This window comes from Micromonospora sp. WMMC250, assembly GCF_027460215.1.
GTDB classification, from domain to species: Bacteria; Actinomycetota; Actinomycetes; order Mycobacteriales; family Micromonosporaceae; genus Micromonospora; species Micromonospora taraxaci.
Genome location: NZ_JAPZBJ010000002.1, coordinates 2304837 through 2331762, shown reverse-complemented (window position 1 = coordinate 2331762; position 26926 = coordinate 2304837). Strand labels below are relative to the sequence as shown.

Genomic DNA, 26926 nt, shown 5'->3' with positions numbered 1-26926 from the left:
GCCTGTGGCGGGCGTTGATGTTGCCCGGTGGCATGGCGAGTTGGACCGGTTGCATGCGCGGATCGGGCCTCGGTTTCGCCGGGCGGAACTACGGCGGCGGGCCGGGCAGTACCTGTACGGCCTGATATCGGCCTGGGCCGGAAGAACGGTTGGAGCCTTGCGAAGCAGGCCGGGGACGTATCGCCGGACGGTATGTAACAGTTGCTGTGGCGGGCGGACTGGGACGTCGACGCGGTCCGTGACGATGTGCGGGACAACGTTGTGGAGCACCTCGGGGACCGGGCCGGTGTGATGCTCGTTGATGACACCGGCTTCTTGAAGAAGAGCACCCGGTCAGCGAGGGTGCAGCGCCGACGCCCCTGGAGAGGAAGGTCGCGGGCCCCGGCTCGGTCCGGATCGGTAGGCGGTCCAGACGATCACCTTCCTCAACGCTGCGCACCGGCGGAAGTTCGTTGCGCATCGACCCAGAGTGCTCGGCGTGGTCAGGGGCAGCAGCACCACTGTGCTTGCTGTTAGGGACTTGATCCCGACCTCGCTTGCACTTGCGTGGGAACGGGGTTATACGTGCTCATGGTTCGCTCGGACTGCAACTGGTCGATGGCTTCCTTCGTGTATCTCCTCACCAGGTCTGCCAGTTGAGCGTCGTCGAGCGATTCGAGGCTCACCACGACCGCGAGTCGCCGGAGTCTGCGGGCGGTGATCCGCAGGATGTCGGTCCGTGCGGTGCCGGCATCCCCGGCGGTGGTCAGGTGAGCGCGGGCGATGGCACGGGCAACCCGTGGATGCGCACCGAGCGTGGGGCGTTCGAGGATCGCGACGGCCTCGTCTTCGTAGAGTTGGGCCCCGACGTCCTCGCCGAGGCTGTGGATGCGGGCCCACAGGCGTCGGAATACGTTACGGGGGCGGCCGATGATGCGTTCGTATCCGGGCCGACGTAGCGGGTTTGGCCATCGCCAGAGCGCGACGTCCGGCAGAAGGACCAGGCTGACGAATGACCAGACCTCCTCACTCGCCGCGTCGGCGGGCACAATGGTCATCTGCCTGTACAGGGCCGGCGCCAGCAGCCGGTCGAAGGCCGTACCGCTCGTCTTTCCCAGAGGCGCCGGCCAGCTTGCCTCGGTGGCGATGGCGCGGACGGTCTGTTGCAGGGCCCGCAGCTCGTCCTCTGCTACCCGGAAGGGGGCGGTCGGGTACCAGGTGGTGCGGGAGTCGGCGGTGGACGACAGCCGCCGCAGTTCGACAAGGTCCCGGCCGGTGTGGAGGGTCAGCAGTTGTTCCGCGACATGTGCAGGTAACCGCGGGTAGACGTGCAGCCGGCTCATGCGAGGACCCGGTCCAGGCCTTGCAGGACCGCCTCCAGCTCACCCGGGTCACTGCGGTGTTGGCTGCGGAGGTCGGCAAGCGACCGGTCGGCGAAGTACCGGCGTGTCAGGTTGATGAACAGCTCTCCCAGCGTGCCTTCGCCGTAGTCGTGGTCGTCCTGGAGGTCCTCGCACCGTAGCGCCGTCTCGATGAGCTGACGGACGACATCGTGGCGGAGCATGTCAGCGAGGGTCCGGGAGGTCTCCGCGTCCGGGTGGTTGAGCATCGTGGTGATCGCGGGGTGGTCCGTGTTGAGGTACAGCCGGATGCTGCCGGTGTCGGAGCCGTCGAGGTCCGGAGTGCAGGACAGGTACCACAGCGCGCGGCGTCCCTCGGCCAGCCCACTGTCGGCGAAGCTCGTGGCCACCACGGGAAAGCGGCTGCCGCTGCCCTCCAGGGCGAAGCGCCGTCGGGCCTGCCAGAGGATGGCGCCGGGCAGGCTGGCTGCGAGCGGAGAGACCGGTGCAGGATCAGGGACGGCCAGGACCATCCGGGCGGTGACGGTGAGGTTCCCCCCGATCTCGGTGCCCGGGATCACGACGGTCAGCTCGTTCCCACCGTCGGCGAGTTCGGCCGGGAGGGAGTTGCCGCGACGGTTGGTGCTGCTGCTGTGCCAGGTGACGAGACAGGTCACGGCGGCGTCGGATGACAGGCCGCAGTCCTGCAGCAGCCCGGGCAGGTCGACATGCAGAGGCCAGGTCGCGGTCAGGTCGGTGAAGTAGTCCCAGTCCGGTACCGGCTGACCTTCCGCAACGGGCATGCCCTGCGCAGAGGTGACCGTCATGGTCCCGGACTGGATCCGCTCCTCGGCCGGGGTCAGGTAACCCGCGCTGATCGGGGCGCTCACCGCGGTCCCACCTCCTCCTGGCTCACCCGGACGGTGACGGCGGCATCAGCCGGTTGTGTGAGCGTGACGGTCCAGTGTTTCGACATCCCGGCGGTCAGGGCCAGGCGTGGACCTGGCGTGAGGACCCCGCTGTCCCGGTCGCGCCAGTGCAGGACGTCGACGGGGGTGGTCCCGTCGGCCGGCTCGGGCGCGCCGTCCGCCACCGCGACCAGGGGCTGGGCGTTGAGGATCTGCGGTGCGCCGGGATTTCCGGTGAGGTCGATGTCGAACTCGACCGCGCGGCTGCCGTCGACCAGCAGGGCCGGCCGGGCCCGGGGATGGAAATTCAGGGTCAGGCCCCGGGTGGAGCTCGGTCTCTGGCGCTGACCCGGGGGCCCCTGCTGCGGGCCGTTGCCTCCGGTGCCGGGTGTCGGCGTGCCGGTCGGTGGCGCCGGTGCTCCCGATGGGGTCGACGGCGGGTGGGGCACCGGGTTGGCCGGCCCGACCGGGATACGGGAGTCGGTGCCACCGGCCTGGGTGTCGAGCAGTACGCCGAGGATGTTCGCCAGCCGTGACACGCCTGTCACGGCTCCGGTGGTGGGTGCGGCCGCGGCTCCCGTCCGACGCTCCTTGAAGATACGGTCGATACGTTGGAGGGCCTGGCTGACCGGGTTGCGGGCGTATCGCTGCCGTTGTGCCAGCCGCGGCTGCCACTTGTCGTGGGTCGGTGGTTCGGCGCGGGCGAAGTCCTCATCGAGTGCGGGGTCGGCGATGAACACACCGCTGATGGCGTGCCCGAACGGGTCCGCAGCGACGGTGCGGTATTCGACGACGAGACCGGGTCCGCGCAGGAGAGCGATCTCAGCGGGTGGTCGGGCGTGGTTACCCGAGGCACCTGCCCGGTACGTCCGCCATGCCAGGACGCCGAGACGTTGCTCCGGACGGCTCCCGACAATTTCCTGAACCGTCCAGGGCCAGGGCGGCTTTTCTGCCGTGCCCCGGAACACGGCGCGGCAGTACCGGTGCGCCTCGACGAAGAACCGCAGCCGCGCATCGGTGCCCGGGTCCGGAAGATCGATCCGGGAGCCCTCGGAGGTGAACTCCAACCTGAGGCCGGGACCCTGGTCGCCCTGAGCGACGTTGGCCCATGCATACCTCGTCGCGGTGTCGGCCATCACGGCAATCACCTCAGCCAGGCGCTCCTGCTCGGTGCGGGGAGCGATGACCATGATGCCGGTGCCGGTGCCGTCCTCGGGCAGGCGGGTGAATCCGAGTGCCCGGGCCATCCGCTCCGCCGTCGGGCCGGTGACGGGCTCCACACCGACGTCGTTGTGGGGGACCCCCCACCAGTGGCGTCCGGTGTACTGGCGTCCCTCGACCCGGTAGGGGTCGGTGAGGGACATGCCGATCAGTCGGCACTGGACACCCGCGGTGGTTCTGACCCGGGTGAACATCACCACCGTGCCGATGCTGCTCGCCTCGAACAGGACGGCCTTGCCGTAGCCGTAGGTTCCCCCCGCGAATCCCTTGTCCGGGTGCCGTCCGATGTTACGGACGAGGTCGACGAAATCCCGGTCGTCGTCCTCACCCACCCGGTCGGCACGGGTGGGCCCGCCGAGCCCGCGTGTCCCGCTGTCGGTGACCGTCAGGACCCTGAGCTCCGGTGCGTCCAGGTCGGCCCCGGGAAGGAAGAGGCGCAGGCTCTGCAGCTGTGCCGCTGTCAGGCGCCAACCGTCGACGCAGAAGTGGACGGGTCGCTCCCCGGTGGCGGCGTCCCAGCTGTTCTGCAGTGTCTCACGTAGGAACAGCTCCCAGAAGTCCATGGAGTACGTGCCGAGGGTCCGACGCACCGACCGCGCGTCTATCCCTCCGGAGGCGGGGAGGGGCTCGGCGTACCTGACGGCGCGCGTCATGGCTGTTCCAGTAGCGCGGTGGCTGCCGCGCAGGGGTCGATGAGGTGGTGATCGAAAGCTGACAGATCGATGCTGTAGGTCAGTCGGACCAGGTGTTGCTGCAGTGATGCATCGAGCTGCTGCGACGTCACCCGAGGAAATCCGGGCGTGTTGACGTGGTACGCGGCGACGCGTTTCACCCGGTGTCTGTCCCGGCGGTAGGTCTCGGCGTCTCCGCTGCGGTAACCGACCGCATCCAGGGCGGCCATGAGGACAAGCCGGTCGATCCCGGTGCCGAGGAGCCGGTCGACGGCGTCGGGCACGCTGTCACCGGCACTGTCGCGTTCGAACTGTTCGACGTACAGGTAGAGATCGGTGCCGGGGCGCTCCTCCAGCTGACCGGCCCCGTGCACGTCGACGACCAGGCGGTCGCGGTGCGTGGTGGCCTTGACTTCGACAGCAGCGGTGGCGGAGGTGAAGTCCGTGCGCGCGCTGCGGGGGCCCGTCCACAGATCCAGGGGTCGCGCGCCCCCGCGCCCGCCGATCAGTTCGAGGAAGTGCAGTTCGGCGAGCAGGCCGATCAGCGCCTCTGTTCCGAGTGTCGGACCCGGTGCGGGATAGAGCAGGTCACGCCACCGGTGCAGGACCTCCAGGCAGACCCGCCCCGGGTTGCCGGGGCGGCGCTGCAACTGTTGGCACAGCTCATCGGAGAACACCGCGAAGATGTCGTTGAGCTCAGGCAGGTTGCACACCACGTCGGCGTATCGTCGCGACTGACGGGAGTCGTCCTCCAGTCCCCGGGTGGTGAGGGTGACGCCGCGGCTGGCGGTGTCCTGCACGCTGGGGTGACGGTCGGTCAGCGGGATGAGCAGATGCCGATGACCCACGGCGTCGATGCCGATGGCGACCGGTCCGGCAGCCACTTCGACCGGGCTGTCCAGCACGCGCATCTGCCGTGGAGGGTCGGTTGCTTCCAGACGGCGGAACATTTCCTCGGCGCCGCCTGTCATGATGCGGCGCCATCGGTCACGGCTTCGCCGGCGCGTTCGTCGGCGGCGTCGATCTCGTCGATGTCGACGATCTCGAGTTCCTCGTCGGCTGGGGCGAGGTCGGACAGGTCGACCGCGACGTAGTCACGGTCCTCCGGTCCGCGGGCCTCGGGGAAGAACAGGCCGATCCCGAGGATGTCCTCCACCGCCGCGAGGTCGGTTCTCGGATAGCCGCGGGTGCCGCTGCTGCGCTCGACGGTGGAGTTCCTGCTGACCGGGTAGAGACACAGGAGTCCGGTGCCTCCCAGTTGTCCGTCGCGCAGCTCCCGTAGCCTGCGGTCGGTCGGATCACCGTCGATCATGTCGCTGATTCTGATGGAGGCGGGCAGGTCGGCGACCCGGTCCATGGTGGACACCAGGGCCTTGATGTCGGCGTAGTCCGCCGGCACCGTGAGCCGGCTGCGGTTGATCCGGTGGTACTTGCGCCCCGCCAGTTCCATCGTGCCGAGGCGGTCGCTGCCCTGTTCGATGACGACGACGTTCCACGTGCGCAGGGCGTCATAGTCGTTCTGCTTGGCGATGTACTCGCACAGGGCCTCCGGACGGAGGCTGGGGCTGCGCTCGTGGAAGCGGTAGTCGCGCAGGAAGGCCATCACCCGTGCGGCCGGCACGCCGGTCAGTGCGCTGCGTCCGGCCCGCACGGGGGTTTCCCGGACCCCGGGCAGGCCACGGGCGGCGGTGAGGAGGCGGTCGGCGGCGTCGATGTTGTGCCGTAGCCAGTCCTGGTCGCGGTGGTGGAATTTGATGGTCTGCATGACCTGGGAGCCGTAGCTGTAGCGCACCGTGACGCCCCCGCGCATCTTGGCGGCCGAGGTCACCGCCATGGACGGGTGTTTGCGGATCATCACCGCCAACTGCCGTGGCGTCTTGTGTTCGGTCTCGTAGCGGCGGATCTGCTGCCGGATCTCGGCCTCGACGGTCGCCAGGTCCACGAACCACGCGGCGAGCTCACCCGTCATCCAGATCCGGGGCAGATCCTCGTAACCGTGGCGGTAGCCGAACCAGCGCCCCATCTGCAGCAGGGTGTCGTAGGCGGAGGCCGCCCGGACGAAGTAGCTGCACACCAGGCCGACGAGGGTCAACCCGCGGGAGAGGGTGTTACCCCCGATGGCGATGGCGGTGACCGGCTCCTCGCCGTAGCGGAGTCGCACGTCGGACTGGTAGTTGTCGACCACCACGCCCACGTCGGCCATGACGCCAGGGATCTTGTCGCAGACCTGCGGCCATGGTACGGGTGAGAGTCGCAGGTCGGTGGCGGGGACCCGGGTCGTCTCCTGCTCCCACTGGTGCCGGAACCGCTCCCGCACCGCAGGGGTCGACCAGCCGCTGCGCAGAGTCCCCAGGTAAGCCTGCACGACCTCGGCGGTCCGCTGGTGTGCGGGGGCGCGCATGGATGTGTGGATCAACATGGTCGAGTCGGCCGGCGCCCCGTCGCGGCAGCGGCGGGCGGCGGTGGCCAGGATGAACCAGCGGATGGCCTCGCCGAGGCTGTCGGTGACGGTGGGCCTCCAGTCGCCGAAGCCGGCGCGGGCACCGGGTGGCCGTACCTGGGCGACCTCTTTGTCGGGAACCGTCCGCACGACATCCAGGCCCCGGTCGACCGGCCCGGTCTCGTAGGTGAGCAGGTCACGTCCGAAGATCCGTTCGGCGCCGAAGTAGTCGTCGGATCGGGGCAGGTCGACGATGAAGTCGGCGGGATAGAGATCGTCTGGCACGGTCGGATCGATGAGCAGGTTCGCGAACGGCGTCGCCGTGTAGGCGACGTAGGCGACCTTCGGTTTGCTCAGGATGCGACGGATCAGGGAGTTGATGGTCGACTGGCGGCCCCTGCTGCCCACGTCGATGCTCGCCTGGTCGGCCTCGTCGTCGATGACGAGGATGGGGCAGTCCTGCAGGATGCTGCCGGCGGCCTCGAGGAAACGCGCCAGCTTCCGCAGCCGATACGGGTTCTTCTTGACCACAGCGAGGAGCCGCTGATCGGGGTTGCTCAGCAGGTTCGCCGCATTGCGGGACTGTCTGTCGTCGAAGTCGGTCTCACCGTCGGTCAGCAGGTGCCAACGGCCGCGGTCGTCGCCGACGAGGATCTGTTCCAGTCGCTGCTGCGTCTGCGACCGCAGGTTGTCGGTGATGCCGGACAGCACCACGACAAACCGGTAGCGGGCGTCACACAGCTTCGCCGCCACCGACATGAAATTGGTCGTCTTGCCGCTCTGGACATGTCCGAGGACCAGTCCGCGGCTGCTGAACCGCTCCGTCCCGGGCGGCGGGATAAAAGACACGATCTTGCTTGAGGCGTCGTTGATCCGTTTGATCGGCTCCTCGTCGAGACCCGTGCCCTGCAGACGGCGGCGCACCGACGGCCAGAAGACGTCGTCTGACCGGGAGATGTACCACGGCTCGAGTTGTGCCGCGGGGTCGGTCAGGGAACGGGGCTCGTGCAGGTCCCGGGGACGGCCGGCCCGGGACTGGTACTCCGTGATCGCGGCTTCGAGGATGTCGGCCGGAACGAATTTGCCCAGCTGACGACGGATCGCCGCGATCGTGCTGTTGCCGTACACGGCACTGGCGATCTGTTCGACCAGGTCGTTGAGGTCCTCGTCGCTGATCCGGTGCATCCGTGCCCTTCCGTCATGGCGCCGATGGGTGGGTCTCCGTGAGCGTGAGACAGCCATCAGAGCGATGTTCGGTAACCACGTATACAGCATGGGTGGCGCAAGTCACCGTCCGTCAGGACCGTCCGGTTGTCCGGTCGGCCGAGGTCGATGAGGCCGGAGTGATAGGACATCTCGACGTGGGTGCCGGGTCATTCGGCCCCGGTGACGGACCCCGCTGCGACACCGGCGTCCCCGCTGGGGCGTGCTGGGCTGCGGCCGCCGTCACCGGTAACGTTCGTGCACGTGACCGACCGCGCCGATGCCGAACCCACCGCACCCGATCCCACCGCCCGCCGCGGTAAGTACAAGGTCAGACTGGTGCGTGGACCCTTCGTGCAGCTGGCGCCCCATGCCGACGCCGTCACCGACGGCGAGCAGCTGCTGCGGTACGCCCGGGAAGCCCGCAAGGACGGGTTCCGGTTGGCGGCCGATCTGTTCAGCGGGGCGGGCGGTCTGAGTCTCGGGATGCAGAACGCCGGCTACCGGGTCATCCTCGCGGTGGACCACTACCCGGAAGCGGTCGAGACCCACCGGCACCACCACGGTGGTCTGAGCGTGGACTGGGACCTGGGTGACCCGGCCCGCATCCGGGAGGTCGCGGACCTCGTGCGCCTGGCAGGCGTCGAGCTGCTCGCCGGCGGGCCCCCGTGTCAGCCGTTCTCCAAGGCCGGCCGGTCGATGATCCGCCATAAGGTGCGCCACGGTCTACGTGATCCGTACGACGAACGGCGTGACCTCTGGCGGTCGTTCCTTGAGGTCATCCGGCTGGCCCGGCCGCCGGCGGTGCTCATGGAGAACGTGACGGACATGGCACTGGACAAGGAGATGTTCATCCTCCGGACGATGGTGCACGAGTTGGAGTCCCTCGGCTACGCGGTCGAGGAGAAGGCGGTCGACACCTTCCGGTACGGCGTCCCGCAGTTCCGTCAACGGCTCATTCTGGTCGGCCTCCGCGACGGCCTCGCGTTCGACTGGCCGGAGGAACAGCCTGAGCGCGTCACCGTGTGGAACGCGATCGGCGACCTTCCGGAGGTCGAAGGCGGCTGGCGCCCCGAAGGGGGAGCGGAGGGATGGACCCCCTACGACGCTCCCGCGACAGGCTTCCAGCAGCGAATGCGCGCGGAGGTGCCGCAATCGGATACGCACCGGGTTTTCGACCACATCACCCGCCCCGTGCGCGAGGACGACCTGCGGGCGTTCGAGATGATGGGCCCGACGACCCGGTATTCGGACCTACCGGACGACGTCAAGCGGTACCGCGACGACATCTTCGACGACAAGTACAAACGCCTCGACGAGAACGACCTGTCGCGCACCATCACGGCGCACATCGCCAAGGACGGCTACTGGTACATCCACCCGCGGCAGAACCGCACCATCACTGTGCGCGAGGCAGCCCGGCTGCAGACCTTCCCCGACTGGTTCCGTTTCGCCGGGCCGCCGTCGGCCGCGTTCAAGCAGATCGGCAACGCGGTACCCCCGTTGCTCGGTGAACACCTGTCCCGGGCTGCACGACGGGCGCTCGACAATCCTCGTCCGGCGCATGTGTCGACGCGGGAGGTCGCCTCGACGCTCGCGGGCTGGTTCGCCTCCGGACAGGTCAGCGGCATCCCATGGCTGCGCGCGGAGACACGGTGGCAGGTCCTGCAGGCGGAGATCCTCCTCGATCGCGCCCATCCGGATGTGATGCGCCAGGTCTGGGTCCTGCTGCGGACGTGGCGCCAACCGCAGGACACCGTGGCGGCGGAGGAGAACCTGCGCCGCACCGGCGGGTTCATCTCCCGGGCGAACCGGGCCGGGACGGTGGTGGAGCTCGCCCGGCAACTCGCGGATGACCCCCGGGTACTGCGCGACGACGACGCGTTACGGCGGGTGCCCGGTCTCCACGAGTCCATTGCCGACCTGGCGGTCCTGGTCGTTCCCGCAGGCACCGAGGACGAGTCGGAAGAGCCCGTTCTCGTCACCAAGGGTGTGTTGCGGGTGGCTGCCCGCTTCAGCGGTCATCCCGTCGACCGGCGTAACCGCCTGACCGACGGCCGACTTGAGGTCGCCCGGATGATCGGTATCGACAGCGACGCCCGCGCCGCACACCTGGGCCTGATCGAACTTGCGAACACGCTGTGCCGGCCGGTGGAGCCGTTGTGCCAGGAATGTCCGCTGGTCAAGAAGTGCGCGGGGGCGCGTGTTGACCGGCCTCAGTTGTTCTGAACCCGTCGGTCCCGGTCAGCGGTCCAAGCCGAGCAGCTGCGCCACCTCCGGCGACCCGGCGCGCAGAGTCTCCTCGATGCGTTCCCATGCCACCCACTGATCTGCCTGCATGGCGGCCATCCGTAGAGCGAGGCCGGCGGTGGCGGCCGCGTGGGTGGCGGCACGCACCTCAGGTGATGCGTTGACGTCCGCCGGCACGGGCCGTGCCGAACCCCGTGAGGTTCTGCGGTAGGCGTCATTGGCCAGGACACACAGTTCATTGACTGGCGCCTCCAGGATCTGGCGCAACTGGGCCGGCAGACTGACGCGCATCTTTGCGACGTTGATGTTGAATGCGGTGTCGAGGTCGTTGTCGAAATCCAGCGCTGCCCTGGCCAGCTTCGTGTGTTCGTCGATACCGCGGATCCCACTCCATCCGCCCCATTGCACCAGCCGGTTGGCCCGGTACACGTACAGACCCTGCTGCCGGTTCCAGTTCAGGGGACCCGAGTGCCGTTCGAATTCCGCGGCTGAGGTGAAGCGGTCACGCGGAGGCAGAACGAACCGTCGGAGGTGGACCAGCCCCACGCCGCCGGCCGTCTCGATCTCGAACTGCTGCCGGGGCAGCTCCGAGGTGTGCGGCTCCTGCGGAGCGAACGGGTTCCACGGGCGCAGTTTCTGCCCGTTAACCGACATCACCAGTGGCGCGAGTCCATCGGATCCTTCCAGGAAACGGTGGAAAACCATGCTGAGATGGTCCGATGTCCGCGCCGCCAGGGTCTCCAGACGCCGCCGGGCCCAGCCGCCCGACGGGCGCTTCTCCGGCAGTACGCGATCGAGCGCCTGCCAGACGACCACGGTGCCGGTCCCCTCTGCCAGCCCTTGTCGGGCGCTGCGGACCACCGGATCCTGCGGGGACGGGTCCACCACGACCCACTGGTCCCATTCCTCCACAACGTCGAGGTCCAGCTGCCGCGCGCTAGTCCGTGCCACCGATTTGCTGCTGCGGCTGATCACGGTGAGCGTCCGGCACTGCGACAGTGACGCGGTCTTGAGGCCGAGACCGTAACGACCCAGTTCCCCGCGCCGGTACGAACGCCTCGTGCCGAACCGCAGAGCCTCTGTCAGCTGACCGGCCGACATGCCGTGACCGTCGTCGGCGATCACGACTCGGGAGTCCTCCCCGTCGAACTCGACGGTCACGTCGATGCGGGTGGCCCCTGCCGCGACGCTGTTGTCGACGATGTCCGCCACCGCGGTCGGGAACTCGTAACCGATATCGCGCAGCGATCCGGTCAGCCGTGCGGCTGAGGGCGCCACGTCGTACCACGCTCTACCCGGCATGGGCACCTCCGCTCACGTCGTCCGTGAGGACCAGGATGCCACACCCACCCTGCCTCACGTGACCGGCCATGCTGTGGCGTCCGATCGGCACCGTGCCCGCCAGAGTTGTTCGACGATTTCCGCCACTGCCATGAGGTCCTCGTGTTCCCAGACGTGCAGCACCGTCCAGCCGAGTGCTGCAAGTGCCTCGTCCTTTTCACGGTCACGCTGCACGTTACGGTGCAGTTTCTCTCGCCACCACGTGGCGTTGTTCTTCGGCAGTGCCGCGTGCTGCGGGCACAGGTGCCAGAAACAGCCGTCGACGAACACCGCCAGTCGTGCCCGTGTGAAAGCGATGTCGGGTCGGCCGGGAAGCCCTGGATGGTTCACCCTGAACCGTAGTCCTCGTCGGTGCAGTTCCCGTCGCAGCGACATCTCGGGTTTTGTCCGCGTCCGCGGCATCCGGCTCATCTGCGCCGACACGGTGGCGTTGAGAGCGGTAGGACGTCGCGTCATCGCCCCACAACGTACCCCAATCCGCGCTGCCGGGCGGCGGCGGTTCCGAGCCGGAGGGGGTCCCTAAGGGCCATGTCGCCGACCCTGCCGTTTCACCTTGCGCATATTCCCGATATTTCGTCGCACTTGTCCCGTTCTTCCCGCCGGGAAGGGCGGTCGAGGTCGGCGGTGCGGGACCGTCAGGCTCCCGCAGATCGTCGGACGGGGCGTACGTCGGCGCTGTTCGGCCGCACGAGTCGGTGTCATGGACTGATGCCGCCCCGGCGTCCGGACGTCCGGACATCAGTGCACGAGATCGTCGCTCCTTGACGGTTCGCCGCCCAGGCGTGCCGTCAACCGCTCGCGTAGCTGCGGGAGTGCCTTTTTCTCCAACTGGCGGACGCGTTCGCGGGTGATCCCGAGCCGTTGTCCGATCTCCTCGAGAGTCATGGGTACGCCGTTGCCGAGGCCGGCCCGCAAGCTCAGGATCGCCGCCGAGCGTACGGGGAGATCAGCCAGTGAGGCGCGGAGGATTGTCAGCGTCTCCTGATGCTGCGTCACCACATCGGGTCTCAGGGTGTCCTGGTCCGCGGTCACGAAATCGGTCAGCGCCGCACTGCCGTCCCCGATGAGCAGATCCAATGACACCACCCCAGCATGCAGTCTCAGGCACTCGAGTACCGTCCCCGGGTCCAAGCCGAGCTCGTGACAGATTTCCGACATGGCCGCCGTGCCGGACCGGCTCAACAGCCGGTTCCGGCTCGCCACCACCCGACGAACCTGATCCCACTTGTGCACGGGGAGACGGATCAACCGGCTCTCATTGGCGATCCCTCTCGTCACAGCCTGACGGATCCACCAGACCGCGTAGGTGGAGAACTTCAGACCACGCGTGGGGTCGAACCGCTCGACCGCCCGCATCAGGCCGACAACGCCGTGCTGGTGCAGATCCTCACTCTCCAGCCCCTGTCCCAGGTGGCTGCCGGCAACGGACATCACGAGCCGCCGGTTGTGCAGCACCATCGCGTCGAAGGCCCGCGCCCGCTCGTCCGAGACGTCGAGACCTGCGCGAAAGCCGTGCGGGACCTCTTCGTGCGGCCGGTACTGATCCCCGCGCAGCAGGAGCGCCAGGCCGACCTCCTCGGACGCCGTCAGCACCCGGTCCCAGGGCCGCGATGAGACCCTGTCCCTACGCAGCAGCCTCCGGGCGTCGGCGATTGCACGTTCCGCCCGGGCAGGGTCGATGACGCCGGCCGGCCCACGACCGTCACGCCCATCGTCTTCCGACGCCGCGATGACGATCACACCCCGTCCGGCCATCCCCTCGACGACCTGCTGCCGTACCGCCGCGCGGGTGTCCCCGGCCAGCTCGAGAACACTGTCGATCTCCCAGTCTCCGACCGTTGCGTCCCGGACATGCGCCATTAGCAGCTGCACACACAGTTGAACAACCTCTCGGTCGGTTGAAGACGTCACGCCCACCATTGTGGACCTGAGCAACCACGGAGAGGTACGACGCGAAGGCCGGTCATGGTGCACAATCCTGCGGGTGCAGATGGTTCCCGACCCGATCTCCCCGTTGATGAAGAGCGCCGCCGAGGCCGAGATCTACCGACGTCTGAAACTCGTGGATGCGGGTTGGAGCTTCGCCCTGCACAGCCTCAATCTGCCCGCACACGTCTGGAAGCGCGTCAGCGAGATCGATTTCGTCCTGGCCGGACGGCGCGGTGTGTATGTGATCGAGGTCAAGGGCGGCTACGTCGGCTGCACCAACGGGGTCTGGACCTACCGCGACCGCACTGGCCAGGAACGCCGGCGTAAGGAGAGTCCCTTCGCGCAGGCGACCACCGCCATGTTCACCCTGCAGCACCGCCTCGAGGAGCGACTGGGCCGCGAGACGATGCGCAACATCCCCATCGGCTATGCCGTGATCTTCCCGGACTGCCAGCTACCCGAGCAGACCTCGGTCGAGTGGGACGAGGAGACCCTGATCGACCGCAGACAACTCGACCGCACCGACGGTCTGCAGCGCAGCCTGGGCCGCATGGCGGACTACTGGCGGGCCAAGCCCGGAGGACGTCAGGCGATGCTCGACGAACCACTCCTGCGGCAGGTCCTGCAGGCCCTGCGGCCCGACTTCGACGCTGTCCCCACCCTGCGCCAGATCGTCACGGACGCGGAAGCCGACCTCGTCGCCCTCACCACAAGCCAGTACCGCACCCTCGATCACTGGGCCACCAACCCGCGGCTTCTCGTGGAGGGCGGGGCAGGCACGGGCAAGACGATGCTCGCGGCCGAGCTGGCCCGCAGATCAGCCGCCAGCGGCAAGCGGACCCTGTTCACCTGCCGCAGCCAGGTGATCGCCGGATTTGTCCGTCATCAACCAGGAATGCAGGACGTGCATGTCGTGCCCTTCGCCAACCTCGTGGCCGGCAACGACACCCCCTTCGACGTCATCGTGGTCGACGAGGCGCAGGACATGGTCAATTTCACCGACCTGTCGTACCTGGACAACCGGCTGGTAGGCGGTCTCGGTGACGGCAGCTGGTACCTGCTGCTCGACAGCAACAACCAACGTGGGCTGGTCGGGTCCTGCGACGACGAGGCCCTGGACTATCTGAGGTCCTTCCGGCCGGCCAACCTGGTGTTGCGGGACAACTGCCGCAACACCCGGCAGATCGTCACGTCGACCCAGCAGATGACCGGCGCGGACACCGGTGTCTCATCGGCCGGCGAAGGGCCCGACGTGACGGTGGTCGACGAGCCCGACCGCTCCCGCCGCGCCGCGGCAGCCGCCGCCGAGCTCGACCGCCTGCACGACAACGGAATTCCGAACACGGACATCATCCTGTTGTCCCCGCTGCCCCTGCAGGAGTCCCTGTTCGCGGATCTGCCGGCCCGCTGGCGGCACCGCATCGACGTACTGGATCTGCACACGCTACGACGACCCGCCAGAGGCCGGATCGCCTTCGCGAAGGTCGAGGACTTCAAGGGCCTCGAGAGCCGATTCATTCTCCTGGCCGACGTCGGCCAGGCTGATCCCGGCCGGGTCCGCCACCTCTACGTGGGAATGACACGCGCGAGGGTCGGACTCTGGATGGCCACCGGAGGACAGACGCTCCAGCAGGAGGACGGCCGGTGACCACCACACCCGATGAATCCGACGACCGCAATCTCGTCCTGGACTACCTCCGCCGGCAGCTCGTCGGCCCCTGGACCGCAGAGGACGAGGTCCTCACCGAGCGACCCGACCGCCGGTACCTGGCCGGCATCCTGTTCCCCGGCGAGGCGTCCCTCGACGCCCAGGACGACGACATCGTCGACGATGCTCCCGCTGCCGGATCCACCGACGAGACAGACAGCGACGAGGACCCGGTCGCCCTCGCCGGACAACTGCTGCCGAGCTCGGTCGGACTGAGCTTCGTCACCAGCACACGGTCACCCCTGCGGATCGAGGTGACAGCCGCACGCTACCTCCGCGAGGACCGGCAGAAATGGCGACGTCAGCCACTCGCCGCCACCGGCAGCGCCGCCCTGTTCGCCGAGCCCCCGACAGCCGGCCTCCACACCACGCACGACCTGTTCAACGGCGACGCCTCCGTGGTCATCGTCTGGCGGGAGTTCGGCCACGGTGTACTGGTCACCGTATCCCTCGTCAACCAACGGAAACTGTCGGACCACGGGAGGTTGGATCCATCCGACTGCCTGCTGCAGGTGACACTGCGGTGCAGCCCCGTCGAGGGCGACATCGCCCCGTACCCGTCGACGCTGCGTCTCCACTCCGACCCCGAGGAAGAGGAACTCGCACTCCTCTACCGGAAGATCCCCGTCTTCGCCCTCGGCCACGGCGCCGCCGCGAGCTGGCAGGCGGAAGGTGACACCGCCACCTCGGTGCAGACAACCTTCCTGCCCAGCCACATCGTCCCCGAGGTCGCCTTCGAACTGCCGGGCGACCAGGAGGCGCTGAGCCTGAACTATCTCACCGGGCTCGAACATGACCCTCCAGGAGTCATCAGCAGGCTATACGCCTTCGTCGACAGCTACGACCACTGGGCGCAGCAGACCCGCACCCGCCGCGACGACATCGCCCGCCCTCTCACTAAGGCCGCTGACCGGCTGCTGAAACGTGTGGATCGCGCCCGGGCCCGCATGCGGGAAGGCGTGGACCTGATCAAAGAGGACCCCACTGCACGGCGCGCCTTCGTTCTGGCGAACAGGGCCATGCTGATGCAGATGGTCCGAAGCGGACCCCAGTTCGCCGGCACCGGTCGTGCCTGGACCGACCCCCTGCCCGTCACGCCCGACTACGACGACCCGAACCGCAGCTGGCGACCCTTTCAACTCGCGTTCATTCTCCTGTCCCTGCCCTCCATCGTCGACACGGAGCACGGCGACCGTGATCTCGTCGACCTGATCTGGTTCCCCACCGGCGGCGGGAAGACCGAGGCGTATCTCGGTCTGGTTGCCTTCACGGTCTTCCACCGACGCCTGACGCTCGGTGACGCCGGCGCCGGGACCACCGTCATCACCCGCTACACCCTGCGTCTACTGACCGCCCAACAGTTCCAGCGGGCGGCCACCTTGATCTGCGCCTGCGAACTCATCCGACAGCAGCGCCCGGAGGAGCTGGGAACGCGGGCGGTCTCCATCGGCATCTGGGTCGGAGGCAACAACAGCCCCAACAACTTCGCCGACGCCGTCGACCTGCTCCAGACGATCCGCAACCATGAACCGACGACCAAGAGCTTCCAGGTCGAACGCTGTCCCTGGTGCGGCACCCACATTGTTCCGAAGGGCAACGCACCGGACGACGCCTGGGGAGTGCACGCGGACAACAACAGCTTCCGGATCAACTGCCCCAACATCGACTGTGACTTCCACACCTCTCTGCCGGTGTCGTCCGTCGACGATGCGCTCTACACCGACCCGCCGACGCTGCTGGTCGCCACCGTGGACAAGTTCGCCCGGTTCACCCGCGAACCGCGCGCGGGCGTGTTCATCGGCGCCGGCGCCGACCCGGGTCCTGCGCTGATCATCCAGGACGAGTTCCACCTCATCTCCGGGCCGCTCGGCACGATCGTCGGGCTCTACGAGGCCGCGTTTGACGTGGCGATGGCGCACCACGGCACCCGCCCGAAGATCGTCGCCTCCACTGCCACCATCCGTCGCGCCGATGCCCAGTCCCGCGGCGTCTTCGGACGTCCCATCGCCCTATTCCCGCCGTCCGGCCTCGACGCCGAGGACTCCTACTTCGTCCGAACGGACCCCGGCCGGCCCGGCCGGCTCTACGCCGGAGTGATGCCGCAGGGACACACACCCCTCACCGCGATGGTCCACCTCTCCGCGGCAATGCTCAACGCCCCCGTCGAGCTGCCGCTCGGACCGCAGGCCGCCGACGCCTACTGGACCCTGATCGCCTACCACAACAGTCTGCGCGAACTCGGTAAGACCGTCACCCTGGCGCACGACGACATCCCCGCCCGTCTGGGCGTCATCGCGGCGGCCGAGGACGACCGGCGCGACCTTGACGACGCCGAGATCATGGAGCTGACCAGCAACATCCCCCCGGCGGACATCCCCCGGCATCTCCAGCGGCTGTTCCATGAGCGCGGGGAGCCCGACGCGGTGTCGTTCGTGCCCAGCACGAACATGATTTCCGTCGGTGTCGACGTCCCCCGACTGGGTCTCATGCTGGTTGTCGGCCAGCCGAAAACCACCGCCGAGTACATCCAGGCCACAAGCCGGGTCGGGCGTCGCCAGCCCGGGTTGGTGGTGACCCTCTACTCGCCGTCCAAACCCCGCGACCGTTCGCACTATGAGTCGTTCATCCCGTACCACACCTCCCTCTACCGGGTTGTCGAACCCACCTCCGTGACACCGTTCTCGGTACCGGCGCGCACACGCGCGCTGCACGCGGGACTGGTCATCCTCGCCCGTCACGTGCACACCTGGCGCGACGACCGCGCCGCTGCCGCGTTCGACCCGAAGGATCCCGCCTGGCGGAGCCTGGTGGAGAAGTTCATCGCCCGCGCCCGCGCTGCGGATCCGGACGAGGCCGCAGACGTCGCCCGGCACGTCGAACAACTCGAGGAACATTGGGCCGGGCTCGTCGACCGCGCCCATCCGCTCGGAGGCCTCACCTATACCGGGGGAGGGCGCGAACGCATCCAACTGCTGAGGAAGTTCGACATGCCCGGACCGGGATGGCCGACACTCGACTCCATGCGCAACGTCGACACCGACGCCAGGGTGCTGGTGCGGGGGGAGGGCCAGTGACGGACCGTCGGCTACGACGCATGCAGGCCCTCTCGCCGTTCGGCGTCGGCGCTATCGTGGACATGCTCGGTGAGTCCTTCGTCGCGGAGGACGTCACCCGATGGAAGGGGCGGCGGATGACCCTGGCCGCCCCGCGCATCGCGGCCCACTTCGGTGCGGAAGAGCTACGCCTACCCCCAGCGCCGCGCGACGGCCGGCTGCCCTACTACCGGTTCCCGCAATGGTTGTTCTGCGGCAGCTGCCGCACCATGACCCACTGGAGCGTCCGGCAGGAACAGCCAGGCAGAATCCCCCGTTGCGAGCACTGCGGCCGCAGCCCTCAGCTTGTGCCGATGAGGTTCGTGGCGGTCTGCGGCAACGGCCACCTAGACGACGTGCCGTGGGCGCAGTGGGCCCACTCCGGGGGCGGGGGACGTGAGCAACGCCAGTGCGGACACGTCGAGCTGCAGTTCGAGCACCTGACGACCGTGGGTGGCGGACTGGAATCGCTCCGGGTCCGGTGCCGGACCTGCCGGGCCGGCAGGAACCTCGCTGAGCTGACGTCGCCCCGCGCACTGCACCGTATCAACATCCGCTGCCGGGGGCGGCAGCCCTGGCAGCGTGATACCGAGGCGGTGAACTGCGATCAGGCGCCCGTCGTCCTGCAACGGGGTGCGTCGAGCGTCTACTTCCCCGACACCGGGTCCGCAATCGATCTTCCCCCCGACTCCGACTGGGTCACCTGGGGTGGCACGGCTGCCCGGGTCGAGCAGAACGCGTACTTCGCCCTTCTCCACAAGGACCCCGAGGGCCCACTGCGTGAGCGCTTGGTCGGCATGATCGCCGAGCAGGAGGATGTCAACGAGAGACAGGTCATCGCCATCCTGAACGACCGCCTCGGTACCACGGGCGCCGACGCCGGTTCGGAGACCCCCGAGGACCTGGCCGAGCGCGAATGGCAGGCACTGACCAACCCGCGCGCAGGACACCATCCGGACGACCGGTTCATAACCCGGCACACGCCCTTCCCGGCATCCGCGGGCCACGGCCGGTTGGACCCGGTCGTCGACCGGATGAGAACGGCCATCTCCGACCTTGTCCTAGTCGACCGGTTACGCGAGGTCCGGGTTCTGCGAGGCTTCCGTCGCCACACCATGGACACCCGTATCCCGGCCGACCTGGGAACCCGCAGCACCTCCCTACCGGCGGTGGAGGTGTACGGCGAAGGTATTTTCCTCGTCTTCGACGAGGAGAATCTCCGACGGTGGGAGCTGCAGACCTCTGTAGTGCGACGCGCGACCACGCTCCACAAGCGTTTTGCCGGCAGCATGCACGCCAGATGGATCGAGAGCAGCCCCACGCCGCGTCTGGTCCTGCTGCACACCGTCGCCCACCTCCTGATGCGCCAGCTGGCCTTCGACGCCGGCTACCCCTCCTCGTCGCTGCGCGAACGCATCTACGCGAGCGCACCGGACTCCGACACGCCGATGGCCGGGGTGCTGATCTACACCGCTGCCGGCGATGCCGAAGGCACCCTCGGTGGCCTAGCCCGCTCCGGCGAGGCAGGGCGGCTCGTCACGACCATCGCCGCCACCCTCGCCGCCGCCCGATGGTGCTCTCTCGACCCGGTGTGCCGAGAGTCGAAATCCCAGGGCCCTTCCGGTCTGTCGATGGCCGCCTGCCACGCCTGCGCGTTGGTCTCCGAAACGAGCTGCACGATGGGCAACATCCTGCTCGACCGGACTCTCGTGATCGACGACGAGTACGGCTTCATGCGTGACCCTCTCGCCGAACTCATCGCCGTGCAGGCGGGCACGACGTGACACTGCTTCTGCCGCCGCTGCTCAACCTCAGTCCCGCCCAACGCGAGGTCCTCGCCCTACCCTTCGAGGAGTCACACCTCGTCACCGGTAGCCCGGGCGCGGGCAAGACGATCACGGCGATCTACCGGGCGGCGGCCCTGCACCGGTCGGGCAGACCGACCGTGATGCTCATGTACAGCAAAGTGCTGTCCGCCTACACGCGCGCCGCGGTGGCACAGATCGGCGCCGCTGATGTCGCAACGACCTACCACAAATGGCTGCACGCCTTCTGGCAGAAGCACTACCGGCGGAACCCTCCCACACTTGATCGGTACGACATCGACTGGATGGCCTGCCTGACAACCATCATCAGCGACCCACCGACCATGGAGCCACGGCCGTACTTCGTGGTCGACGAGGGCCAGGACATGCCGGCCGCCTTCTACCTCGCCATGGGCGCCCTGTCCTCGTCCGTGACCGTGTTCGCCGACGAGAACCAACGCATCGGACTCCGCCAGAGCACCGTCCGGGAAATCGCCGCCGCGCTACGGACCAACCGAACCGTGGCACTCCCCGGCACCGTGCGCAACAGCCGACCGATCCGCGACCTCGCCGACCACTTCCGCCCCGGCGGCAGCACCACCGACGCGCTGCCGGACGGTCCCGTACCCCGCCTGATCAGGGTGCCACACAAGGCTGATGTGGCCGAGTACCTGCTTCTACACGAGAAGCAGCACCCGAACGAAACGATCGGAGTGATCCTTCACCGCGGCAAGGACCTGTTCTACTACCACCACCAACTCGACCACCGCACCCTCAACCCGTTGCAGGGCTATGTCAGCGGACGGCGTACCGGGATCCTCTCAGACCCTGCCTTCAGCGGACCCGGCATCAAGCTGGTCACCTGGCAGAGTGTGAAGGGCCTCGAATTCGACTCGGTGATCGTTCCCGAACTCCAGACCGTGCCCGGTGACATCACCAGTGACACCATGCGCATGAGCCTGTACGTACTCGTCACACGGGCACGGCGATGCCTGACCTTCATGTACTCGGGAACGGGCGAGCCGGCACTCGTGGGCGCGCTGCCGAAAGAGCTGCTCGACCTGTCGCAATACATGCCCTGAGGACTGGTGGGCGCGGGCCGTCCGCGTCCCGAACAGTCCCCAGGGAGAAGACCCTGCACTAGTAGTTCTCCCCTGTCACGCTATGGTGGCTGCGGTCGCTCAGGGAGAATCAGGGCGGTGCTGCCTCCAGTGCTTCTCTATCCAACCAACGTGTCCACGATCCAGCTTTGTGGCGAGCGGCTGCCCCTGCAAAGGCGCATAGCCCGGGTAACTGGCCAGTTCGTCCCGCAGACTGATCGTCAGGCTGCGCGGGTCAACGGCGATGTCCCCCTGATCAAAGAGCCGGTGAACATCCCGTCTCAAGAGCAGCCCTCCATCGTCATGATGCTCGCCGACAGCCGCGTAGCTGTACAGGTGCGCCGCTTCCAGCACCGCGGCAGGACCAGGCCCGGTGAAGGCGCATACCGGCCCCAGGGTCGCGAGCAGGCGTTCTCTGAACCCACGCTGACCCACACGGACGCGCACCCTCGCGTGCCGATGCCCTCCCGGGCGTGACTGGGCCCAGCGGGTCGCCTCCTCAAGGAACAGCGCACCCCGTCCCCTGCCGGCACTCTTCAATGCTTCGGTAAAAGCGTCCCACCGCAGGAGACGCATGCTGAGCTGAGATTTCGGTGAGACGCAGAGGTTGCGCAGGGTTTCTCCTTCCAGGCAGCGCCCCAGGTCGATCCAGTTGGCGTCGTGGCGGGACCGAAAGGTCTCGACGCGTTCCACCCGGGTTGCAGCAACGTCGAAGGTGTCCGCGCACGGGTGGCACCTGAACGCGGGTGAATCGCGCTTGCGTCTCTTGATGTTCGCTCTGCCGCAGTAAGGGCACCGGTAGAGAATCTTCTCCGCGTGGCCGGTCTCGATCTCCTCGATCAGGGAGGCACCGATAACCGCCTCCTTGTCCCACAGGACGATGCGATCACCGACTGCCACGGTCCGGGCGTTCGGAACGGTGTCGTCCCAGCTGTAGTGAACGTCTGGGTCGTCGTCGTACCCGTCGTTGCCTCCGTGCTGTCGATCCGCGCCGACAGCAAGCATCAGCCACGCCCTGGGCAAACCGTGATGCACGGCCAAAATCTGCCTCCCTTAGCGCCTACGGGGAGAAACTAGCTGAGGGGTGCGACACCCTGGAAGGCGCGGACCGCGCCTGACGGCCAGCGATACCGAGGTTGGAGGGTGACTGGTTGCGGGCATCGGGCGGGCCTCGGGCTGGGTGAGTCACCCAGATCGGGGCCGACACGACGCGCTCACGGGGGAAGCGGCAGAACCGTCTCGCGTCGGCGGGCTTATGGCGAAGTGAGCGATGAACTCCTTAACTCGGCTGAGTATGCTGGAGGGCGACCTGGGAGAACGTGCTTGAGCACGCCGCTGGACCACCGGACTACTGGGGGTCAAGGGGTCGTCGGTTCGAATCCGGCCGTCCCGACGCAGGTCAGAGGGCTGATCCGGAATTCGGGTCGGCCCTTTCACCATTCTGGGGAACAAGATCAGTCGAGTTGGAGTTGGCCTGGCGCTGCTTGACGGGTGGCCAAGTCGCAATTGTCCAGCCGGGATGGCTGCCGAATCATTCGCTGTCTGGATCAAGACGGCACGCAAAGCGGGCCGCGCCGGCCGGCCACGCCGACGGAATGAAAGAGCCGTTTGCCCTCCGGGTGGGATCTTCGACAGAGATGGGGGAGCCTCGTTCGGGCGGTGCCGTAATCGGTGGTTGCGCCCATGAGTTCCAGACAAAGTCGTACAGACCGTGGCCGGCTTCAAAAGGTGTGGGCCTTACGGCGGAGGTGGCTCTTAGGCCCGTCGTGGCAACAGGAGCTGATCCTCGCGGTGGGATAGAGGATCGGCGCTCAGGGCTTGCTCAACTCGCACCAGAGCCGTAGCGCCCGATGCCGGACGATCTGGCTACGTTCAGGTGCGTCCTTGAGGGACTGTAAGGTGTCGCGGAACGGAGCGGCTGGGTAGCCGTCCTCAAGCCACCCGAGCGCGAGGCCAGCCCAGTAGTCGGACCAGCAGGAGAGGGCGTAACGGACAAGATCGTCCCAAGGGGGCGGATCGAAGGCCTGGTCGATGTTGAGGGTCGTGACGTCCTCGTGGCACCGTTCTAAGAGCGGTAACAGCGACCGGATGTTCTCCGCTGGTGTCCAGTAGCGGCCGTCGTTTGTCGATAGGACTATCCAGTGCCCTCCAGGGTCAATGCCCAGCCTCAGCTCGTGCTTGCCGATCACCATCACCACACGGTTGTCATCCGCCACCAGGTCATTGTCCAGGCGTCGCAATACGTGGTTGGACAGCCATCCGCGCTGACAAGCCAGCGGACGGGCACAGGTGGCAAGTGACAGCAGCGGACAAGTCGTGCAGGTTAGCGGCAGTGGCCGACGCGGGCCGGCAGGAGTCTGATCTCTGCAAGGCAGGCGAGTGAGGGGTTCCTGCTTCGTGCGCGATGGGGCGTGTGGCGGGGGTCAACGGTGCTCAGCTCCTGGACGTGCGACCGGGGACCAAGAGGGGACCACACGCCATTCGTGATGGTGGACGGCATGCCGGCGACTACACGGCCTGACGTTGGGGGCAGCGTGCGTGCCGTGCGGGAACGCTTAGTAAATCGTCCCGGGGTCAAGGGGTCGTCGGTTCGAATCCGGCCGCTTGGTCCAGGGTTGGCGGAAGAAGCCTTGGCCTTTGACGAAGACGAGCGTGCCGCAGATCGTCAGGCTGGGGCGTTCGGCGGCGAGGTCGAGGTCCTCCCATCGCAGGGCGAGGAGCTCGCCGATGCGGGCGCCGGTGGCGAGCATCAGGTCGACGACGTCGGCCTGGTCGCCGTTGTGCCGTGGTCCCGGTTTGCCGGGGATCGGTCGCTGCCAGTCGCGGATCGCCGTCCGGACGGCCTGGAGATTCTCGTCGGTGAGGGCGACGACAGCACGGCGGGGTTTACGGAGCCGGCCAGTGTCGCGGACGGGGTTGGTGGGGGTCATCGACGTGGCGGCGCAGATTGTGGAGAGCCGTCGAGGGCAGGGGTGGCAGGCGCTGTCAATCGTTGTCACGTACGACCGACGTGAGGTGGTGCCCAGCTACGCGGTGTTCGAATGGGCGGCCGAGGGGCGCTGGACGGACGCCGCCAACGGAGACGCCGCTTCGTGGCAGGGCTACCGGCCGCATCAGGCCGTCGTTCGCGACAAGCTGTCGCAGCCTGATGAGTGCCAGGTGCCGTCGGAGCAGGCGTATGTGCTCAACGCCGAGTTCAACCAGGCAACCGAGGACAACGTCGACGTCAGCGAGGAAGCAGTGCTGGCGGATATTGCTGAACAGCACAGCATCTCGGTTGCCCGCGCTGAAAAACTGGTCCTGGCTGTCGAGGACTGGACAATGTGCTGGGCCCCAACACCCAGGCCGTGTCCACCCGGTCCTTTAGGGCGTCGGTCGATCCCGCGGGCGGGCCGAGCACGAAGATCCACCTCGCGGTCGACAGACGCGGCCGACCGTTGTCGGTCCTGCGGCGCGATGACCTGGTCGGTCAACTGGGACGTGACGAATGGCAGCCGCTTCGCCAACACGGTCGGCCCGCACCTGAGACCGTCACCGCCGGCACGGATCCCGCAACGGGATCCGCGCCGGGCGGGCCGATCAGATGAACGTGAGCGAGCTGAAGAACGCCGGGTAGCAGTCGACATAGATGTCGTAGACACCGGGCGGCACGTGCACGGGGCCCAGGGTGGCCCCGTTGGAGCACCGGGCGCTGACCGCGGTCGTCGGCTGGCCGGTGAGGGTGCAGCCCTGGAACACGATCAGCCACGGGTCGATGTACTGCCCGGCGTACGGGCAGGAGCCCGACATCACCGAGAAACCGCCGCCCTTCGCCGGTGAGGCGGCGGCCGCCGTCGACGTCGTGACGCTCAACGTGCCGGCGGAGCTCGCCGATGCCCGCTCGGCTCCGATGGCGGCGACAGCCGCATCGCCGCTCGGCGCGGGTGCCGCGACCGCCGCGGACGGTGCGGCCATGAACGCGGCGAGCATCGCCGTCGCGGCCAACAGCAGACTGGATGCGCGGAGAATGCTGGAACGTGCTCCGGCGGAGGGTCGACTACGCCATGTCATAACCAGAACCACCTCTCGATTGCTGTGGGATCTGCGGATGCCGGGGCGCGTACCTGGTCGCGCCCGACCCGGCCGGGCCGTCGTCTGACGTCCATGGCGAAGCGTTCCAGGGTGCCGGTGGCCGGGTCTTCGTGACATTGCGAGAACCGGGTCGCCCGCGTACCCCGGTTCTTGCGAATGTCCGCAAGGCTGTCCGGTCCGCGTCAACCGGGCGGCGTGGCCGGAACGCATCGATTACCGTTGACCGGCATGGGCGGTCTGTTCAGCCTCTGGCGGCAGCGAGTGGCCGACAACGCCCGCCGGGCGGTGGACGCCTACCAGGAGGAGCTGCTGGAATACCGCAACCTCGCGGTGATGCCGCAGGTGCGGTCGGAGATGCTCGATTTCGCGGTCTTCCTCCGTCAGCGCACGGTCGACCTCGCGGCGGACAGCGCGCCGTTCCACGTGCAGGATCTGGACCTGATGGCCGCGATGGGCCGCCAGCGCGGCGAGAAGGGACTCACCCTGACCGCGCAGCGGCAGGTGCTGCTCGTGCACACCCGGCTGACGCTGCGCGAGGTGTACGAGGCGGCCGGCCCGAACGACATCGCCGCGACGATGCACACGCTCGCCTGGCTGGCTCCCGCGGGACTGGCCGCTCAGGGCGCGTACACCCGGGGCTGGATCGAGGGGCAGCGGCGCACGCTGGCGACCGTCGCCCAGGTGCGGCTGCTGACGGTGATGCTGCTGGCCGGCGACGACAGCGCGACCGACCTGGCGCGCGGCCTGCACATGCCGGTCCCCGACCACGTCGTCGCGACGGTGGTCCGGGTGGCCGGCGGCTCGCCCGGACCGGACCAGGCGGCGCGGGACGAGTTCGCCGGCGCGCTGCTGAAGACGCACTGGATGCCGCTGAGCTGGGCGGAGCCGCACGAGGTGGTAGCGCTGATCCCCAGCTCGCCGGGCGGCCGGCAGCCGGCGGTCGAGCGCGGGCTCGCGCTGGCCCGCGACGTGGCCTCGATGACCGGCCGGCCGTGCGCGGCCGGAACCGCGCCTGGGCGGGTGCGCGCCTTCGGCGACGCCGTGGCGCTGGCCCGGCAGGTCAGCGAGGTCGCACCGGTGCGGGCCGTGCCGCGCCACGCGTACACGGTCACCGACGTCTTCGCCGAGCTGGGCGCCGCCCGGCTGGCGGAGGTCGGGCAGTGGCTCCAGGTGGTGGCGGCGCAACTCGACGCCGGCCCCGATCTGGTCGCCACGCTGGACGCCTACTACCAGCACGACATGAACCGGCTCGACACCGCGGCCGCGCTGTGCATCCACCCGCGCACCCTCGACTACCGGCTGACCCGGGTGCGCGACCTGACCGGGCTGGAGCCGGGCTCGACCCGCGGCGTACGCGTGCTGAGCACCGCCGTCGCCCGGATCCTCGCCGACTAGATCAGCAGCCGGGTGAGCTGCATGTTCTTCATACGGCTGGTCATCGGACGCCCGCCAGTAGGGCAGCGACGAAGTCGTGTGGGCTGATGGTGGTGGGGCGGTCGCTGACCTGGCCGTCGCCGAGTTCGATGACGCGCCAGGTGTCGTCGTCGCGTTGAGCGAGGTCGATGGTGATGAAGGGTAGGTCGAGGGCGGCAACCAGCGGGGTGAGCGTGCTGAGGTCGAGGGTGGAGGGTGGGAGGTCGTTGGGGGTGTCGGGGTGCGCGCCGACGAGTGTGCAGGTCCTGCGATCCACCAGGTGCGTACCTCGGCGGTGGTGAAGCCTTAACGAGGCTCGACATGAGGTTCTCGTGGGTTCAAATCGCCTCGGTCCGCCGAGTTGCCCCTAGTGGCGCTGCGTTCACGTAGTCGCCTCCGGTGATGTGTGTGCTCGTCGGCAGGATGCGGTGGGGCATTGGTCCGTGATGTTGTGA

Annotated in this window: 19 protein-coding genes and 1 pseudogene; 7 read left to right on the top strand and 13 right to left on the bottom strand. The window is 68.0% G+C overall.

Annotated elements, in window-relative coordinates; all coding sequences use genetic code 11:
• Positions 1-4: 4 nt before the first annotated feature.
• A pseudogene (locus O3438_RS10055) lies at positions 5-354 on the top strand (transposase); the annotation flags it as partial.
• Between the two features lie 158 nt (positions 355-512).
• Here O3438_RS10055 and O3438_RS10050 read toward each other — a convergent pair.
• Genes O3438_RS10050 through O3438_RS10030 form a run of 5 tightly spaced genes read right to left on the bottom strand, consistent with a single transcriptional unit; the run spans position 513 to position 7744 of the window.
• Positions 513-1322, bottom strand: a complete 810-nt coding sequence (locus O3438_RS10050) for a hypothetical protein (protein ID WP_269679714.1) — start codon at positions 1320-1322, stop codon at positions 513-515.
• Positions 1319-2209, bottom strand: coding sequence for a hypothetical protein (locus O3438_RS10045; RefSeq protein WP_269679713.1), 891 nt, complete (start codon positions 2207-2209; stop codon positions 1319-1321). Before O3438_RS10045 ends, O3438_RS10050 begins: the two co-directional genes overlap by 4 nt.
• Positions 2206-4101, bottom strand: coding sequence for a hypothetical protein (locus O3438_RS10040; protein WP_269679712.1), 1896 nt, complete (start codon positions 4099-4101; stop codon positions 2206-2208). The genes O3438_RS10045 and O3438_RS10040 overlap by 4 nt, the downstream gene beginning before the upstream one ends.
• Positions 4098-5069 carry a PD-(D/E)XK motif protein gene (locus O3438_RS10035; protein WP_269683609.1) on the bottom strand — a complete coding sequence of 324 codons (972 nt, stop codon included), beginning with the start codon at positions 5067-5069 and terminating at the stop codon, positions 4098-4100. The genes O3438_RS10040 and O3438_RS10035 overlap by 4 nt, the downstream gene beginning before the upstream one ends.
• A 17-nt stretch (positions 5070-5086) precedes the next feature.
• A complete protein-coding gene (locus O3438_RS10030; protein WP_269679711.1) occupies positions 5087-7744 on the bottom strand; it encodes a Z1 domain-containing protein in 2658 nt (885 codons plus the stop codon).
• Between the two features lie 282 nt (positions 7745-8026).
• Here O3438_RS10030 and O3438_RS10025 point away from each other — a divergent pair, with 282 nt between their 5' ends.
• On the top strand, positions 8027-9991 hold the full coding sequence (locus tag O3438_RS10025) for a DNA cytosine methyltransferase (protein ID WP_269679710.1): 1965 nt from the start codon (positions 8027-8029) through the stop codon (positions 9989-9991).
• 15 nt (positions 9992-10006) lie between these two features.
• Here O3438_RS10025 and O3438_RS10020 read toward each other — a convergent pair whose 3' ends face one another.
• The 3 genes from O3438_RS10020 to O3438_RS10010 all read right to left on the bottom strand — a co-directional run bounded on the left by O3438_RS10020 (position 10007) and on the right by O3438_RS10010 (position 13264).
• Positions 10007-11290 (bottom strand): ATP-binding protein, encoded by a 1284-nt coding sequence (locus tag O3438_RS10020; protein ID WP_269679709.1) that lies wholly within the window; start codon positions 11288-11290, stop codon positions 10007-10009.
• A 78-nt stretch (positions 11291-11368) separates the two neighbouring features.
• Positions 11369-11809 carry a very short patch repair endonuclease gene (locus tag O3438_RS10015; RefSeq protein ID WP_269679708.1) on the bottom strand — a complete coding sequence of 147 codons (441 nt, stop codon included), beginning with the start codon at positions 11807-11809 and terminating at the stop codon, positions 11369-11371.
• A 282-nt stretch (positions 11810-12091) separates the two neighbouring features.
• Complete coding sequence (locus O3438_RS10010) at positions 12092-13264, bottom strand: sigma-70 family RNA polymerase sigma factor (protein ID WP_269679707.1); 1173 nt, start codon at positions 13262-13264, stop codon at positions 12092-12094.
• Between the two features lie 79 nt (positions 13265-13343).
• On the opposite strand from O3438_RS10010, the gene O3438_RS10005 reads away from it, so the two are divergent.
• From O3438_RS10005 to O3438_RS09990, 4 genes are read left to right on the top strand one after another with little or no spacing between them, the layout of a single operon-like run.
• On the top strand, positions 13344-14930 hold the full coding sequence (locus O3438_RS10005; protein ID WP_269683608.1) for a nuclease-related domain-containing DEAD/DEAH box helicase: 1587 nt from the start codon (positions 13344-13346) through the stop codon (positions 14928-14930).
• Positions 14927-18064, top strand: coding sequence for a helicase-related protein (locus tag O3438_RS10000; RefSeq protein WP_269679706.1), 3138 nt, complete (start codon positions 14927-14929; stop codon positions 18062-18064). The genes O3438_RS10005 and O3438_RS10000 overlap by 4 nt, the downstream gene beginning before the upstream one ends.
• Positions 18061-19866, top strand: coding sequence for a DUF1998 domain-containing protein (gene drmB, locus O3438_RS09995; protein WP_269679705.1), 1806 nt, complete (start codon positions 18061-18063; stop codon positions 19864-19866). The genes O3438_RS10000 and drmB overlap by 4 nt, the downstream gene beginning before the upstream one ends.
• A complete protein-coding gene (locus O3438_RS09990) occupies positions 19863-20969 on the top strand; it encodes an AAA family ATPase (RefSeq protein WP_269679704.1) in 1107 nt (368 codons plus the stop codon). Before drmB ends, O3438_RS09990 begins: the two co-directional genes overlap by 4 nt.
• A 99-nt stretch (positions 20970-21068) precedes the next feature.
• On the opposite strand, the gene O3438_RS09985 is transcribed toward O3438_RS09990, so the two are convergent.
• The 4 genes from O3438_RS09985 to O3438_RS09970 form a co-directional block, all read right to left on the bottom strand.
• On the bottom strand, positions 21069-22022 hold the full coding sequence (locus tag O3438_RS09985) for an HNH endonuclease signature motif containing protein (RefSeq protein WP_269679703.1): 954 nt from the start codon (positions 22020-22022) through the stop codon (positions 21069-21071).
• Positions 22023-22798: 776 nt separating this feature from the next.
• Entirely contained in the window at positions 22799-23203 is a 405-nt protein-coding gene (locus tag O3438_RS09980) for a hypothetical protein (protein WP_269679702.1), read from the bottom strand.
• Positions 23204-23542: 339 nt separating this feature from the next.
• Entirely contained in the window at positions 23543-23986 is a 444-nt protein-coding gene (locus O3438_RS09975) for a hypothetical protein (protein ID WP_269679701.1), read from the bottom strand.
• A gap of 580 nt (positions 23987-24566) precedes the next feature.
• A complete protein-coding gene (locus O3438_RS09970; RefSeq protein WP_238670810.1) occupies positions 24567-24971 on the bottom strand; it encodes a hypothetical protein in 405 nt (134 codons plus the stop codon).
• 315 nt (positions 24972-25286) lie between these two features.
• Here O3438_RS09970 and O3438_RS09965 point away from each other — a divergent pair, with 315 nt between their 5' ends.
• Complete coding sequence (locus tag O3438_RS09965; RefSeq protein WP_269679700.1) at positions 25287-26453, top strand: PucR family transcriptional regulator; 1167 nt, start codon at positions 25287-25289, stop codon at positions 26451-26453.
• 40 nt (positions 26454-26493) lie between these two features.
• Here the strand turns inward: O3438_RS09965 and O3438_RS09960 are convergent, their stop codons facing one another.
• A complete protein-coding gene (locus O3438_RS09960) occupies positions 26494-26748 on the bottom strand; it encodes an ATP-grasp domain-containing protein (protein ID WP_269679699.1) in 255 nt (84 codons plus the stop codon).
• Between the last annotated feature and the right edge of the window lie 178 nt (positions 26749-26926).

Excerpts from the sequence above, each read along its gene's own strand:
- O3438_RS10050 (WP_269679714.1), bottom strand. The coding sequence starts at position 1,322 with ATGAGCCGGCTGCACGTCTACCCGCGGTTACCTGCACATGTCGCGGAA.
- O3438_RS10040 (WP_269679712.1), bottom strand. The coding sequence starts at position 4,101 with ATGACGCGCGCCGTCAGGTACGCCGAGCCCCTCCCCGCCTCCGGAGGG.
- O3438_RS10035 (WP_269683609.1), bottom strand. The coding sequence starts at position 5,069 with ATGTTCCGCCGTCTGGAAGCAACCGACCCTCCACGGCAGATGCGCGTG.
- O3438_RS10030 (WP_269679711.1), bottom strand. The coding sequence starts at position 7,744 with ATGCACCGGATCAGCGACGAGGACCTCAACGACCTGGTCGAACAGATC.
- O3438_RS10015 (WP_269679708.1), bottom strand. The coding sequence starts at position 11,809 with ATGACGCGACGTCCTACCGCTCTCAACGCCACCGTGTCGGCGCAGATG.
- O3438_RS10005 (WP_269683608.1), top strand. The coding sequence starts at position 13,344 with ATGGTTCCCGACCCGATCTCCCCGTTGATGAAGAGCGCCGCCGAGGCC.
- O3438_RS09965 (WP_269679700.1), top strand. The coding sequence starts at position 25,287 with ATGGGCGGTCTGTTCAGCCTCTGGCGGCAGCGAGTGGCCGACAACGCC.